The organism is Geobacillus genomosp. 3 (assembly GCF_000445995.2).
In the GTDB taxonomy this organism is placed as follows: domain Bacteria; phylum Bacillota; class Bacilli; order Bacillales; family Anoxybacillaceae; genus Geobacillus.
On record NC_022080.4, the window covers coordinates 540,724 to 554,635 of the forward strand.

The window sequence follows — 13,912 nt, forward strand, 5'->3', positions numbered from 1 at the left end:
GCTCGTCCTTAAGCGTTTTTCCTTAACGTCGGGAATGCACTTCATAAATGGCAAATTTTAAATAGTCGCCTTCATCGGCAGCGAGCAGTTTCGGGTGGTCATAGCCGGCGCCGTTCCAGTACACTTCGCGCAGCACTTTTTTGGCGTCAAACGCCGCGTCGGCGACCATTTCTTGAAATCGATGGGGGCGAACGTGATATGAGCAGCTCGATGTGACGAAAAAGCCGCCGTCTTTGACAAGCTTCAGCCCGTTTAAATTGATGTCCTTATAGCCGCGCAGCGCCTTTGATACCGCGTGGGCCGATTTGGCGAACGCCGGCGGGTCGATGATGACGACATCCCACTGTTTGCCAGCCCGCACCGCTTCGCGTAAATAGTCAAACGCATTGGCGACGACAAATTCCACATTTGTAAACCCGTTTAAGGCGGCGTTTCGTTTTGCTGTTTCAATCGCATGTTCGGAAATGTCGACGGCGGTGACGTGCTTTGCCCCGTACAGACAGGCGTTTAACATAAAGGAGCCGGTATGGGTGAAACAGTCAAGCACCGTCGTCTCCGGGCCGATAAGCGGGCGCAGAGCAGCGCGGTTTTGCCGCTGATCGAAGAAAAAGCCGGTTTTTTGACCGCCTTCAATATCAACAATATATTTGACACCGTTTTCCTCGATTTCGACTTCGGTTTCCGCTTCTCCGTACCAAAAGCCTTTTTCTTGTTCGAGCCCCTCCAGTTCGCGGACGTATACATCATTGCGCAAATAAACGGCTCTTGGTGAGAACACGTCAAGCAAGCCGTGCAAAATCCAATCTCTGCGTTTTTCCATCCCAAGCGACAAAATTTGTACTACAAGCACGTCCTCATATTTATCGACGATGAGCCCCGGAAGAAAGTCGGCTTCGCCGTAGACGGCGCGACATGAGCGGACGCCCGGAATCATCCGTTCGCGGTACGCCCACGCTTGGCGGATGCGCCTAATAAAAAAGCGCTCATCGAGTTCATCCTCGGGATTTTGCGTCAGCACGCGCACGATGATTTGCGAGGCCGGGTTAATGTATCCTTTCGCCAGCCAATAGCCTTGATGGTTATAGACATCGACGAAGTCGCCCGGCTTGACGTCGCCTTCGATGCGGTCGACTTCGCTTTGGAAAATCCACGGATGGCCTTGTTCGAGCCGTTTTTTCCGCTGCCGTTTTAACATGACTTTTGCCATTCGTTCCACTCCCATCCGATAGTCAATTGTTGCGTTTTAATCATAGCGAATCGCGGAGCGCGGTGCAACGTCGGACGGAAAAAAAAGGTTGACAATCGCCGCCGTCGTGATATGATAAAGATAAACAGGAAAATGGCATCATGATAGAACATCCACTAGGGGGGCCTTTAGAAAGGCTGAGATCAAAGTGTGCCTTTGAGACCCTTAGCACCTGATCTGGGTAATACCAGCGTAGGGAAGTGGAGGAGCTGCACATAGGCGGATCATGATTCTGCCTTGCGAAATTGTAGGCTCACGCCGCTTTCTTTACGTTGCTTGGTAAAGGAAGCGGCGTTTTTATTTTGTGGAAAAGGGGGAGACAAATGTCGTTTGCAAAGCGGGTGCGCCAGGCAGCTGATCCGATCTGGCAGGCAAGCTTTCATCATCCGTTTGTCAAAGAGCTTGGCGAAGGAACGTTGGATCGTGCGAAATTCCGTTATTATGTCATGCAAGATGCGTATTATTTGCGCCATTTTGCCCGTGTGCAGGCGATCGGGGCGGCGAAATCGCCGGATTTGGCGACGACGGCTCGGCTGGCGCACCATGCCCAAAGCACATGCGAAGCGGAATTATCGCTTCACGAAACGTTTGCCGAACTGCTTGGCATCACCGAAGAGGAGCGGGCCGCGTTCATGCCGGCGCCGACGGCTTATGCGTATACATCGCATATGTATCGGGCGGCGTATGAAGGGCATTTGGGTGATGTCATTGCCGCGATTTTGCCGTGCTATTGGCTTTATTACGAAATCGGCGAGCGGCTGAAAACGTGCCGGCCGAACGATCCGATTTATGAAAAATGGATCAGTACATATAGCTCCGATTGGTTTCGCTCGCTTGTTAAGGAGCAGATCGACCGGCTTGACGCCATTGCCGCCGCTGTAACCGAGGAAGATCGGCGTCGGATGGAACAGCATTTTTTGATCAGCAGCGACTATGAGTACAAGTTTTGGGAGATGGCGTATGAATTGGAGCGATGGCCGTCCGCCGGGCTGGTGGAGAGCCGGTAAAACGGCGTCGACACTAAAAAGGGGGGGGTTTCTTGGAAAAAACATCGAAAGGCTTGAAGCTGGCCGATATTTTAACGACGATTGTGATTGCTGTTGTGTTTGGCGTCATTTATAAAGTGTGGGGACCGTTGTATGAAGTGGTGAAAGTATTCGGGTTTCACGCCGACCAATTGATATACGGAATGTGGTTTATCGCCTCATCGCTCGCCTATTTGCTCATCCGCAAGCCGGGAGTGGCACTGCTCGCTGAAATTGCAGCTTCGTCCGGCGAACTGGTCATGGGGTCGCAATGGGGGCTTGAAGTGCTCATTTATGGTGTCATTCAGGGGTTGTTTGCCGAGTTGGTGTTTGCCGCATTCCGCTATCGACGGTTTGATGTGCTTGTCGTGTCGCTCAGTGCTATCGGAGCGACAGTCGGTTCGCTGATCATGGATTTTTACAAAGGATATATCGAGGCCCTCGCCCCGTGGAACATGGCGCTCTTTTTGTTGGCGCGCTTTGTCGGCGCCGTTCTCATTTCCGGCGTGTTCGCCGTTTCGTTGGCCAAGGCGCTTGAGAAAACAGGGGTGACGCAAATGTGGCGGCCGGCTTCCAAAGAGGACTACGATGCGCTGAACCGATAAGGGGAAAAAGCGATGAAGCAAGCCATTGTGATTGAACAGTTGCGCTTGAAATTTCCCGGGCACAACGACTTATTGTTTCGCGACTTGTCGCTGTCGATCGCCGCTGGGGAGAAAGTGCTTCTCCTCGGTCCGTCTGGCTGCGGTAAGTCGACGCTTTTGCAAGTGATGGCCGGCTTGATTCCGCGTTCGATCGACGTGCCGATGAAAGCCGGGCGCCTTGAGCGACCGAAACAGTGGGGGTATGTGTTTCAAGATCCGGATGCACAGTTTTGCATGCCGTATGCCGATGAGGAAATCGCGTTTGCCCTCGAAAATAGACGCGTGCCGCGTCAAGAGATGCCCGGCCGTATCCGTGCGCTGTTGGATCAAGTCGGGTTGGCGATCGAACCGCACACCGATATTCATACACTTTCCGGCGGGATGAAGCAGCGGTTGGCGCTCGCCTCCGTGCTCGCGCTTGAGCCAGATGTTTTGTTTTTGGATGAGCCGACCGCACTGCTTGATGAAGAAGGGACAAAAGCGGTATGGCAAACCGTCAAAAAGGTGGGTCGCGATAAAACAGTCGTCATCGTCGAACATAAAATCGATCATGTCTTAGACTTTGTTGATCGGATTGTATTGCTCGGCCGCGACGGACGGATTATGGCTGATGGCAAGGCCAAGAACGTATTTTCTGAATATAAAGATGTCATTCACGCCGAGGGCATTTGGCATCCGGGCATTTGGGACGAATACGATCGAAGAGTCCAGCGGCCAAAGCGGCAAGAGGGGAAGGACCTCCTTTGCCTCCGCAATTTTCGCGGTTTTCGCGGTCGGGAGGTAAAAATCAACGTCCCGGAAGCTAATGTGCGGGAGGGAGAATGGGTTGCCGTCACCGGCCGAAACGGCGCGGGCAAAAGCTCGCTTTTGCATGGGTTGATGCAACTGATTCGCACAGAAGGCGAATATACATTGTTGGGGGAAGACATTCAGCGCCGGCAGCCGCTCTACCGCCATATTGCGTTTGTGTTTCAAAACCCGGAGTTTCAGTTTGTCACTCATTCTGTGCGCGATGAACTGGCGTATTCGTTGCGCCTTGAGGGGCGGCCTGAAGAGGAAATCAATGAGACGGTCACCCGCCTGCTCAGCGCGTTTGCCCTTGACGGAAAGGAAGAGGTGCATCCGTATCAGCTGTCGGTCGGCCAAAAGCGCCGGTTGAGTGTAGCTGCCTCGATCGTCGCCGGTCAACGTCTTTTTTTGCTTGATGAGCCGACATTTGGACAAGATGCGAAAAACACATTCGCGCTGCTGGCGATGCTTGAATCGTATCGCGAGCAAGGAGCGGCGATCATCATGGTCACTCATGACGAACAAATCGTCCGCCGTTTCGCGACGAGACGGTGGACGATTGAGGATGGCGCGCTTGTTCGCGATGAGCGGCTCGCCGTTTTGAAGCCCGTGCTGGCTGAAGGGGGGACATGGCGATGAATTGGAACATTCAGCGCCGTGAGACATGGCTTTATGAGGCGAACCCGAGTTTGAAGCTCATTGTGCTCGTCATGCTCTTTTTTGCGGTGTTGTTCGTTCATAATCCGAACGTGCTGATCAATTTGTCGTTTGCCCTTTTCATTTTGTTTTGCTTTGGTACCGGGTATCCGGTTAAGATGCTTGTCTCGTTGTTTTTGCCGTTTTTTCTGATCTTTGTTTCCACCGCCTCCTCGATGATGATGTTTGGCGAAGGGACGACAACATGGTTCCGTTGGGGTCTCATTCATGTGACAGCGGAAAGTTTTTGGCGCGGCGTGCATCTCGGGTTTCGCGCCTTGGCACTTGGGCTGTTGGGATTAATTTTTTCCTTGACGACTCGGCCGGTACATCTGTTTTATTCCCTTATGCAGCAACTGAAGTTGAAACCGAAGTATGCGTACAGTTTTTTGGCGGCCGTCCGTTTGCTGCCGATGATGATGGAGGAGTTTCAAACCGTGCGCTATGCTTTGAAGGTGCGCGGCGTGCCAAGCCGCGGCGGACTTAGCAAAGTGAAGCGCTACGCCATTCCGCTTTTGGCGCAAAGCATCCGCCGCGCCCAACGCATCGCGGTGGCCATGGAGGCAAAACAGTTTTCCGGCAGCGGCCCGCGCACGTTTTATTATGAAATCGGGTTTGGCAAATACGATGTTCTGTTTGTCGGTTTGTTTGCCGTCTTGTCCTTTGCTGCCTATTATGCCGGCATCCAGTATCCGTATATTTCAATCAACGATGTACGGTAGAAAGAAAGGGATCGTGATGGGAACTCTTCACTTCATTTCGACCGGCCGGCAGACGGCCGACGAGTTCGCCGCCATTTGTCGGCACATTCATCCGTACGCCGATGCTATTCATATTCGGGAAAAGGAGAAAACGGCGCGCGAGGTTGCTGAATTTGTCACCGCACTTCTTCGCGCCGGGGTGCCGCCGCAAAAAATCATTGTCAATGACCGGGTCGATGTCGCGGCCGTCTACGGCGTCAACGGGGTGCAGCTCGCTTACCATAGCCTGCCGGTACGCGCCGTCCGCCGCTCGTTCTCCAATTTGACAGTCGGCTGCTCGGTGCATGGGCTCGAAGAGGCGAAGAAAGCGGAAAAGGACGGTGCCCACTTTTGTTTATTTGGCCATATTTTCCCAACCGCCAGCAAGCCCGGGTTGCTGCCGCGCGGCGTGGACTTGCTGAAGGAAATGGCCGCCGCTGTACATATTCCCGTCATTGCCATCGGCGGCATCCATGCCGGCAATGTCCGTCAAGTGCTAGAAGCCGGTGCAGCGGGAGTGGCGGTGTTATCGGCCGTTTTTTTCGCAGCCGATCCGGTCGGTGAGGCGAAACGGCTCAATGAAATTGTCAAAGGGAGGGGATAACGTGACTGCGCATCATTATGACGTCGCAGTTGTCGGCGGCGGGGTGATCGGGACGGCAGTGGCCTTCGAGCTCGCCAAACGGCAGCATCGCGTTGCGATTTTGGAAAAAGCAGCGATGGCCGGTGAAGCGTCAAGCGCAGCAGCCGGCATGCTTGGCGCGCAATCGGAATTTTCCGAGCCGAGTCCGCTCGTGCCGCTGGCGTTAAAAAGCCGGTCGCTCATGCCGGTGCTTGCCGAAGAATTGCGGGAGAGAACCGGTATTGACATTGGACTTGTCGAAAAAGGAATGCTGAAAGTGGCGACAACAGAGGAAGAAACAGAAGAGCTGCGCCGTCATTACGAATTTTGGCGGGCGACAGATCAGCCGGTGCGCTGGTTGACGAAACAGGAAGCGCTTGAGCTCGAGCCGCATCTCGCAACGGAAGCGATTGCCGGCGCTATGTACATCGGGGGCGACGGACAAGTGAGCGCTCCGGATTTGGCCGCCGCTCTTGCTTCAGCCGCTTCCTCCGCCGGCGCCCATTTGTATGAGCATACGGAAGTGTTGGGCATCCGGTCGGGCGCCGGCGGCCATATCGTGGAAACAGCGAACGGAACGTTTGCGGCTGCGGCAGTCGTCATCGCTTCGGGTGCTTGGACGGCGCGATTTGGCGCCGGGCTTGGGCTTTCCCTTCCCGTGTATCCGGTCAAAGGGGAGTGCGTCATGGTGCGGACGGCGGCTCCGTTGCTGCAGGCGACCGTGTTCGCGAAAAGCGGCTGCTACATCGTACCAAAGCGGGGCAACCGGTTGCTGATTGGCGCGACGTCCACTCCCGGTACATACGACCGGCGTGTGTCGGCCGACGGGGTGATGAATTTGCTTCACCGCGCTTCCTGTTTGCTTCCTGACGTTAAACAGGCGGAATGGTTGAGGGCATGGAGCGGCATCAGGCCGCAAACGAAAGATGGCTTGCCATATATCGGCGAACATCCGGACCGGGCCGGCCTGTTCGTTGCCGCCGGCCATTACCGAAACGGGATCTTGCTCAGTGCGATGACCGGGCGGTTGATGGCTGATTTAGTCGAGCGGAAAGACCCGGGAATTGATTTGTTGCCGTTTTCGTTGACACGCCATACAGAAAAAAAGGTGGGGATCGAATGACATTAATCATCAACGGGGAGACCGTCACGGTGCCCGATGAAGTCAAAACGGTCAGCGAGTTGCTTTCTCATTTCCGGCTTGACAACAAGCTCGCCATTGTGGAAGTCAATGTTCGCATTATTCAGAAGCATGAATATGCAAAAACGGCGCTTGCCGATGGCGATCGCGTCGAAATCGTTCATTTTGTAGGAGGCGGTTGAGATGTTGAAAATCGGTCCATATGAATTTTCTTCCCGTCTGTTGCTTGGCACGGGCAAATATCCGGATTTGGATGTGCAAAAAGAAGCTGTGGAAGCATCAGGCGCAGAAATTTTGACGTTTGCAGTTCGACGGATGAACATTTTTTCTCCGGAGCAGCCGAACTTTTTAGAGCGGCTCGACTTGGGCAAATATAAGCTGCTGCCAAACACCGCCGGGGCGAAAACGGCTGAGGAAGCGGTGCGCATCGCCCGGTTAGCGAAAGCGTCCGGATTATGTGATATGATTAAGGTAGAAGTGATCGGCTGCGACAAAACGTTGCTCCCGGATCCGGTTGAAACGTTAAAGGCAGCAGAAATGCTCCTTGAGGAAGGATTTATTGTGTTGCCATATACGTCCGATGACGTTGTGCTAGCGAGGCGGCTGCAGGAGCTTGGCTGCCATGCGGTCATGCCGGGAGCGTCTCCAATCGGTTCAGGGCAGGGCATCATCAATCCGCTCAATTTGAGCTTCATCATCGAGCAGGCAACCGTGCCGGTCATTGTCGACGCCGGCATCGGCGGGCCGGCGGATGCAGCGATGGCGATGGAGCTTGGGGCGGACGGGGTGCTATTAAACACCGCCGTTTCCGGCGCAGCTGATCCGGTGAAAATGGCGAAAGCGATGAAGCTGGCGATTGAAGCGGGCCGGCTTGGCTATGAAGCCGGACGCATTCCGAAAAAACGATACGCGTCAGCGAGCAGCCCGACGGAAGGAATGAGTGTTGTTTGAACGAACGATATTCCCGACAGCAATTGTTTGCCCCAATCGGTGAAGAAGGACAAAAGAAAATACGGGAAAAGCATGTTGTCTTGATCGGCGCCGGGGCGCTTGGCACGGGCAATGCCGAAGCGCTCGTACGCGCCGGCATTGGCAAATTGACGATCATTGACCGCGATTACGTTGAGTGGAGCAATTTGCAGCGCCAACAGTTGTACGGCGAGTCAGACGCGAAAGAACGGCTGCCGAAGGCGATCGCCGCCAAGCGACGCCTTAAACAAGTAAACAGCGATGTCAATATTGAGGCCATTGTTGGGGATGCCGGTGCGGAAGAATTGGAGGCGCTTATAGGTGAACAGCGCCCTCATGTATTGATTGATGCGACCGACAATTTTGACACGCGCATGATCGTTAATGACGTCGCCTATAAATACGGGATTCCATGGATTTACGGCGCCTGTGTCGGCAGCTACGGTTTAAGCTACGCCTTCATCCCAGGGCGTACACCGTGTCTGTATTGCTTGCTTGAAACGGTGCCACAAGGGGGCTTGACATGCGACACAGCCGGCATTATTAGCCCGGCGGTCCAAATGGTTGTCAGTTATCAAACGGCAGAGGCGCTGAAAATTTTAGTGGAAGACTGGGGGGCGCTGCGCGGTAAGCTCGTCTCGTTTGATCTTTGGACGAACGAATATGCAGCCATTCGCATTGATGCGGTGAAAAGGGATGACTGTCCGACGTGCGGTCATGATCCGTCTTATCCGTTTCTCTCTTATGAGCAACAAACGAAGACCGCCGTGCTGTGCGGACGCGATTCCGTGCAAATCCGCCCCCCTTCCCGGCGTCAGTACGATTTGGATGAATTGGCGGTGCTGTTTCGCCGCCAAGGGCTGCAGGCCGAAGCAAACCCGTATCTCGTTTCTGTTTCGCTTGACGACAAGCGGCTCGTCGTATTTGGCGACGGCCGTGCGCTCGTGCACGGCACGAAAGATGTGCAAGAGGCAAAAACGATTTATTACCGGTATTTAGGGTGAAACCGGGACAAGAAGAGAGCATCTTTGAGCGCTATGGAATGGGGATGTCCATGCAAGGCGGGCATCCCCGTCTTCTATGTCACCAAACTGTCAAAAAACGTTCTTTCTTTTCCTGCTTCTCCCGCTTGTCAATATGATACGATTAAGGCGGGAGGGGAAGATGAATGGCCGAGTGGTCCGTTACGCTTAATATCGCTTCATTGTTGGTGCTTGTGTATTTTATCGGCTCTTGTTGGCTTGAATCGTAAAACGCGTCGGTGTGTTCCGACGTGTTTTATTTTTATCATCCCGCGTCGGGAAGCCCCCCATTTTCACCCGCAAGGGCAAGTGGGGGGATGAATCGGGATTCGTCGTCGATCTTCCTCTTGCTCCAACAGAGCAGAAAGTGTAAAGCTGCACCGCGGGATGCGTGGAGATGGCTTGGTTGACAGCCTGATGTGGGGCGGGGGTTCCTAACATCTCCCATCTCTAAGCGTATGCGCAGGTGGGAGAGCGTTCAAATGGAAATATAATCCGTCGGCTGTAGCCAGTTGGCAAAAAATTTGGTATATTTAAAGTAAGGGGACGAAAACCGACTGCGGATGCCACGTGCAGCCGTTCCCATCCAGTGAAGCAAACTTTGTTTTCGCAGGCATGTTTCGGTGAAAAAATGGATATGAATAACATAGTCATGTTCCTATAGGAGTGTGAAGATTCATTGGAAGAGTGGCCGTTAAGGTTGTTCGGTTGGTTTTTTCTTTTTCTGCTCGTAAACGCATTGTTCGCTTCGGCCGAGGCGGCATTTTCATCGGCAAGCAAACCACGGTTAAAGCATCATGCGGAAGAGCATCCACACCATAAGCGTCTTCAGGCGGTGATCGAACAACTCGATCGCGTGTTGTTGACGCTCGCGATTGCCAACCGTCTGACGAGCATCACGGCGGTCGCGCTGTTTATTTATATCGCTGCTTCACTGCTTGGGGAACAGACCGGTTTATTTGTCTCCATTGCGGTCATGACGATTTTGTCCGTTGTCTTCGGTGAAGTTTTGCCAAAATCGATGGCGAAAGAGCAGGCAGAGCCGCTCGCGATTCGGTATGCCAGCCTCGCCTACGGGCTGATGAAACTAATGGCCCCCATCACGGTATTGTTTGAAGCCATGGGGGAACGAATCGCCCGGCGGTTCACCAACGGGGCTGCCGCGCCGGCCGTCACGGAGGAAGATATTAAAGTGATGGTCGAGTTGAGTGAAGAAGAAGGGGTTATTGACAACAAGGAAAAAGAACTGATTCAACGTTCGCTCGATTTTGATGAAATTTTAGTCGAAGAAATTTTCACACCGCGCGCCGATATGGTGGCGGTTGAGGTGAATCAGTCGATTGAAGAGATTCGCGATGTGTTTTTGGAAGAAAGGTACTCCCGCATTCCGGTATATGAAGGGGATATCGATAATGTCATCGGCATTTTGTCGGAAAGCGACTTTTTTAGCGAGCTTATCCAAAAACGCAACGTGCGTATCCGTGAGTTGTTGCGTCAGCCGCTGTTTGTTGTCGAGTCGATGAAAGTGTCTGATTTGTTGCCGGAACTGCAAAAAAGCAAAGTGCACATGGCGATCGTCGTCGATGAGTTCGGCGGCACGGCCGGCTTGATTACGCTCGAGGATATCATCGAACAAATCGTCGGCGAAATATGGGATGAGCATGACGAAGCAGTGAAAACGGTGCGCCAAATTGATGAGCATAGTTTTGAATTCAGCGCCGAGCTGCCGCTTGATGAATTTTGTGAAGTGATGAAGATCGACGTGCCGGAAAGCGAATCGCATACGTTGGGCGGCTGGATTTTTGAAATGTTTGAGCGCATTCCGGCAGTGGGCGAAACGTTGCAGTACGGTCCATTGACGTTGACCGTCCGTCAAGTTGATAACCGGCGCATTCGCAAAGTGCTTGTCTCTTTGAGCCAACCGCTCGCCGAGCAGGCGGGAGGCATATAACGACGAGATAAAAGAGCCCCAGGCTGACTTGCCTGGGGCTCTGGCCATCTATTATGAAGTTGTCTGCAGAATGGTTATTGAACGTTGCCAAATTGGCCGCCCAGTTGTTGTTGGGCCATCGCTACAAGGCGTTTCGTAATTTCCCCACCGACTGAACCGTTCGCGCGGGAAGTCGTATCAGCGCCAAGGTTGACACCAAACTCTTGAGCGATCTCGAATTTCATTTGGTCGATGGCTTGTTGAGCGCCAGCGACTAACAGTTGATTATTGTTATTGTTGCGTGCCATAGTTGATCATCTCCTCTTGTAAATTTTGATGGCTGGGTTGGCTGGATTTGCACCAGCGCCGCACGCCGTAAGGCGCGCTGCCAAGCTTGGCTGAACCCAACGTCCACCCGCTTTTGCTTTCGCCAGCATAGGTATTGCGGCGGGTGGCCTGTTTTGCCGGCGGTACTCATAGTTTGGTTCGCTTTTAGTCCGTTATTCACCATGGTTATATGGTAATTTTTAACGTTTTAACGTCGTCATCATTAGGGAATATGTAAAATAAGGAGCATCTTAGAGGAGGAAGCAGCATGAATGTATGCCCGCTTTGCAACGGGCTGCGCCGGATGACAGTGTACTGCAGCTACTGCCGACAGCCGATGGAGGACCAAGGAAAAGTTACTGACTATTTGGACGATTACAGCCCGTATATGGACACGGATGTCATGAAGCTTGTCGACGGTTATCCGCGCACGTATTTGAACCGCGAATGTGTCCATTTGTTTTACTGCCCGCACTGCCGGGAAGAGGAAGTGCGCTTTATTAAAGAATAGGCTCTAGCGCAACGCTAGAGCCTGATGGATCTACATAGAAACAAATGAGGGCTTACTTGTCGTCTGCAGCCCGAATGCGCCGCTCCGTTTCGACGTCAAAGAAATGCGCTTTGTTCATATCAAGTGCAAGATCGAGGCGGTGCCCCGGCTTGATTTCGGTGCGCGCGTCAATACGGGCGACAAACTCTTGGCCATCGATGTTGGAGTAAATCATCGATTCGGCACCGAGCAACTCAGCGACTTCGACGTGGGCTTTAATTTTTGTCGCAGGCGATGCCTCTAAGAAGAGTGGCTCATCGTGAATGTCTTCCGGGCGGATCCCTAAAATGACTTCCTTGCCGATATACCCTTGATCGCGCAATACTTTCATTTTTCCTTCCGGCACGCCAAATGACGTTTGGCCAACGACAAACTTGCCGTCTTGCAGCGTCCCTCTAATAAAGTTCATCGCAGGCGAGCCGATAAAGCCGCCGACGAAGATGTTTTCCGGTTTCTCATACACTTCGCGCGGCGTTCCGACTTGCTGGATGACGCCGTCTTTCATGACGACAAGGCGGGTTGCCATCGTCATCGCTTCCGTTTGGTCGTGGGTGACGTAAATCGTTGTCGTTTCAAGACGCTGATGGAGTTTGGCGATTTCCGAGCGCATTTGCACGCGCAATTTGGCGTCCAAGTTTGAAAGAGGTTCGTCCATTAAAAATACTTTCGCATCGCGGACGATGGCGCGTCCTAACGCCACGCGTTGCCGCTGTCCGCCGGAGAGTGCCTTTGGCTTACGGTCTAAATATTGCTCGAGTCCGAGGATGCGCGCCGCCTCGCGGACGCGTTTCTCGATTTCCGCTTTCGGGAATTTGCGCAGCTTTAAGCCGAATGCCATGTTGTCATAAACGCTCATATGCGGGTAAAGAGCATAGTTTTGGAACACCATGGCGATGTCCCGATCTTTCGGCGGCACATCGTTCATCCGCCTGCCATCGATATACAGATCGCCTTTTGAAATTTCCTCAAGACCGGCGACCATTCGCAATGTCGTCGATTTGCCGCAGCCGGACGGACCGACAAAGACGATAAACTCCTTATCTTGAATATGTAAGTTGAAGTCTTTAACGGCGGTGACATTGTTGTCGTAAATTTTGTAAATATGGTCAAGAACGAGTTCTGCCATCATGAATCCTCCTGTCATTGAAATCGCTTTCTCCTAGTACTAGTCTATAGAAAAATACGAACATTCGTAAATGGACAAGGTGCACAAAAAATGCCGCCCGTTTTCGGCGACATGCCGGGACGGCCCAGCGGCTGTTAAGTGCGGCGGCGGTGCAAAATGGCCAAATAGATCGCCGCAGCCCCTTTAAATCGCTTGATGTCAATACCCGTTTGCTCCGTCCATTTATCGATTCGATATTGCAAACTGTTGCGGTGCATGTACAGCTTTTTCGCCGCCATGGAGACGTTTAAATTACATTGCAAAAATGTCTCCATCGCTCGTATTTCGTCTTCATCAAATCCATCGAGAAACGATAAGATCCGCTCGGTCGTATCCCTCCTGCCATCGCCAAGGAGAGGAAGAGGGATGGCATCTTCCCATTCGTACACCGTTTGTTTCGGCCAAAAGCGCCGGGCGGCGGAAAAGCATTCTTTTTCAAGAAGAAACGATTCATATAGCCGATCATCGACAGGGCGAGTCGGACCGATGAATAAATGGATTGTAGCGTAAAAATCGGCAGCGAGCGCGTCGGCCATTTCTGCCAACAGCGGCGGTTTGGCTGTCCGTTTTTGCCTGGCTTCGATGATCAGGCCGCCCTTATCCTTGTTCCAAACGATCGTTACTGGGGAATCAAAAAGGTCGCGGATCGTTTCAGCAAATTCGATTTTGTCGGTGATCGGCCGGTTCACGATGAAGTGAATCAACCGGCAGTACGGAGCAGCCAGCATGGCGGGTGCCGCTGGGTCGCCGCTTGCCATCCAGCGCTTCCACGCCCGCTCCTCTTCACTTTCTCGTTCCCGCCGGTGATCGGCCGGGATCAAAAACAGCGCCAGCAATTGTCGTTCCCGTTTCGTTAACCGCTGTTTGGCGATGCCAATCTCATCGCCGTCGGCAGTATAAAACCATTCGTATGCTTCCGGATCTTCCGGCTGGCCGTTAATGACGATATCTTCTTCATAAAGTAACTTGAGCTCTTTTAACATTGCGGCGCAACCCTTTCTGTCATTTTTTTACTCATTATAACAAAAAACCGACTTTCCCGACGC

At 52.9% G+C, this 13,912-nt stretch carries 15 protein-coding genes and 1 riboswitch; of the genes, 11 read left to right on the plus strand and 4 right to left on the minus strand.

Annotated elements, in window-relative coordinates:
• Nucleotides 1-22 precede the first annotated feature (22 nt).
• Nucleotides 23-1,207: a class I SAM-dependent rRNA methyltransferase gene (locus M493_RS02870; protein ID WP_020958763.1), complete on the minus strand. Its 1,185-nt coding sequence runs from the start codon at nt 1,205-1,207 to the stop codon at nt 23-25.
• Nucleotides 1,208-1,354: 147 nt separating this feature from the next.
• Nucleotides 1,355-1,462: riboswitch (TPP riboswitch) on the plus strand.
• 107 nt (nt 1,463-1,569) lie between these two features.
• On the opposite strand from M493_RS02870, the gene tenA reads away from it, so the two are divergent.
• The 10 genes from tenA (at nt 1,570) to M493_RS02920 (ending at nt 10,845) form a co-directional block, all read left to right on the plus strand.
• Nucleotides 1,570-2,253, plus strand: a complete 684-nt coding sequence (tenA, locus tag M493_RS02875; protein ID WP_020958764.1) for a thiaminase II — start codon at nt 1,570-1,572, stop codon at nt 2,251-2,253.
• Nucleotides 2,254-2,285: 32 nt separating this feature from the next.
• Nucleotides 2,286-2,876, plus strand: a complete 591-nt coding sequence (locus M493_RS02880) for an ECF transporter S component (RefSeq protein ID WP_020958765.1) — start codon at nt 2,286-2,288, stop codon at nt 2,874-2,876.
• 12 nt (nt 2,877-2,888) lie between these two features.
• Nucleotides 2,889-4,343 carry an ABC transporter ATP-binding protein gene (locus M493_RS02885; RefSeq protein WP_020958766.1) on the plus strand — a complete coding sequence of 485 codons (1,455 nt, stop codon included), beginning with the start codon at nt 2,889-2,891 and terminating at the stop codon, nt 4,341-4,343.
• Entirely contained in the window at nt 4,340-5,122 is a 783-nt protein-coding gene (locus tag M493_RS02890; protein ID WP_020958767.1) for an energy-coupling factor transporter transmembrane component T family protein, read from the plus strand. Before M493_RS02885 ends, M493_RS02890 begins: the two co-directional genes overlap by 4 nt.
• A 16-nt stretch (nt 5,123-5,138) precedes the next feature.
• Nucleotides 5,139-5,744 carry a thiazole tautomerase TenI gene (gene tenI / locus M493_RS02895; protein WP_020958768.1) on the plus strand — a complete coding sequence of 202 codons (606 nt, stop codon included), beginning with the start codon at nt 5,139-5,141 and terminating at the stop codon, nt 5,742-5,744.
• Nucleotides 5,719-6,885, plus strand: coding sequence for a glycine oxidase ThiO (gene thiO / locus M493_RS02900; RefSeq protein ID WP_051391556.1), 1,167 nt, complete (start codon nt 5,719-5,721; stop codon nt 6,883-6,885). Before tenI ends, thiO begins: the two co-directional genes overlap by 26 nt.
• Nucleotides 6,882-7,085: a sulfur carrier protein ThiS gene (gene thiS / locus M493_RS02905; RefSeq protein ID WP_020958770.1), complete on the plus strand. Its 204-nt coding sequence runs from the start codon at nt 6,882-6,884 to the stop codon at nt 7,083-7,085. Before thiO ends, thiS begins: the two co-directional genes overlap by 4 nt.
• 1 nt (nt 7,086) lies before the next feature.
• The gene (locus M493_RS02910; protein WP_020958771.1) at nt 7,087-7,854 is read left to right on the plus strand and encodes a thiazole synthase; all 768 of its coding nucleotides are present in this window, start codon (nt 7,087-7,089) and stop codon (nt 7,852-7,854) included.
• Nucleotides 7,851-8,876 carry a thiazole biosynthesis adenylyltransferase ThiF gene (locus M493_RS02915; protein WP_020958772.1) on the plus strand — a complete coding sequence of 342 codons (1,026 nt, stop codon included), beginning with the start codon at nt 7,851-7,853 and terminating at the stop codon, nt 8,874-8,876. Before M493_RS02910 ends, M493_RS02915 begins: the two co-directional genes overlap by 4 nt.
• 697 nt (nt 8,877-9,573) lie before the next feature.
• Nucleotides 9,574-10,845: a hemolysin family protein gene (locus M493_RS02920; RefSeq protein ID WP_020958773.1), complete on the plus strand. Its 1,272-nt coding sequence runs from the start codon at nt 9,574-9,576 to the stop codon at nt 10,843-10,845.
• Between the two features lie 74 nt (nt 10,846-10,919).
• On the opposite strand, the gene M493_RS02925 is transcribed toward M493_RS02920, so the two are convergent.
• Entirely contained in the window at nt 10,920-11,132 is a 213-nt protein-coding gene (locus tag M493_RS02925) for an alpha/beta-type small acid-soluble spore protein (RefSeq protein WP_008881613.1), read from the minus strand.
• Between the two features lie 287 nt (nt 11,133-11,419).
• Here M493_RS02925 and M493_RS02930 point away from each other — a divergent pair, with 287 nt between their 5' ends.
• Complete coding sequence (locus M493_RS02930; RefSeq protein ID WP_020958774.1) at nt 11,420-11,662, plus strand: hypothetical protein; 243 nt, start codon at nt 11,420-11,422, stop codon at nt 11,660-11,662.
• Nucleotides 11,663-11,714: 52 nt separating this feature from the next.
• Here M493_RS02930 and M493_RS02935 read toward each other — a convergent pair whose 3' ends face one another.
• Both M493_RS02935 and M493_RS02940 read right to left on the minus strand, forming a co-directional pair.
• Nucleotides 11,715-12,827 carry an ABC transporter ATP-binding protein gene (locus tag M493_RS02935; protein ID WP_020958775.1) on the minus strand — a complete coding sequence of 371 codons (1,113 nt, stop codon included), beginning with the start codon at nt 12,825-12,827 and terminating at the stop codon, nt 11,715-11,717.
• Nucleotides 12,828-12,961: 134 nt separating this feature from the next.
• Entirely contained in the window at nt 12,962-13,849 is an 888-nt protein-coding gene (locus M493_RS02940; RefSeq protein ID WP_020958776.1) for a PucR family transcriptional regulator, read from the minus strand.
• Nucleotides 13,850-13,912 lie beyond the last annotated feature (63 nt).

Coding starts and splice junctions, on each gene's coding strand:
- M493_RS02870 (WP_020958763.1), bottom strand. CDS start 1,207: ATGGCAAAAGTCATGTTAAAACGGCAGCGGAAAAAACGGCTCGAACAA.
- tenA (WP_020958764.1), top strand. CDS start 1,570: ATGTCGTTTGCAAAGCGGGTGCGCCAGGCAGCTGATCCGATCTGGCAG.
- M493_RS02885 (WP_020958766.1), top strand. CDS start 2,889: ATGAAGCAAGCCATTGTGATTGAACAGTTGCGCTTGAAATTTCCCGGG.
- M493_RS02890 (WP_020958767.1), top strand. CDS start 4,340: ATGAATTGGAACATTCAGCGCCGTGAGACATGGCTTTATGAGGCGAAC.
- tenI (WP_020958768.1), top strand. CDS start 5,139: ATGGGAACTCTTCACTTCATTTCGACCGGCCGGCAGACGGCCGACGAG.
- thiO (WP_051391556.1), top strand. CDS start 5,719: ATGAAATTGTCAAAGGGAGGGGATAACGTGACTGCGCATCATTATGAC.
- thiS (WP_020958770.1), top strand. CDS start 6,882: ATGACATTAATCATCAACGGGGAGACCGTCACGGTGCCCGATGAAGTC.
- M493_RS02910 (WP_020958771.1), top strand. CDS start 7,087: ATGTTGAAAATCGGTCCATATGAATTTTCTTCCCGTCTGTTGCTTGGC.
- M493_RS02925 (WP_008881613.1), bottom strand. CDS start 11,132: ATGGCACGCAACAATAACAATAATCAACTGTTAGTCGCTGGCGCTCAA.
- M493_RS02930 (WP_020958774.1), top strand. CDS start 11,420: ATGAATGTATGCCCGCTTTGCAACGGGCTGCGCCGGATGACAGTGTAC.
- M493_RS02935 (WP_020958775.1), bottom strand. CDS start 12,827: ATGGCAGAACTCGTTCTTGACCATATTTACAAAATTTACGACAACAAT.
- M493_RS02940 (WP_020958776.1), bottom strand. CDS start 13,849: ATGTTAAAAGAGCTCAAGTTACTTTATGAAGAAGATATCGTCATTAAC.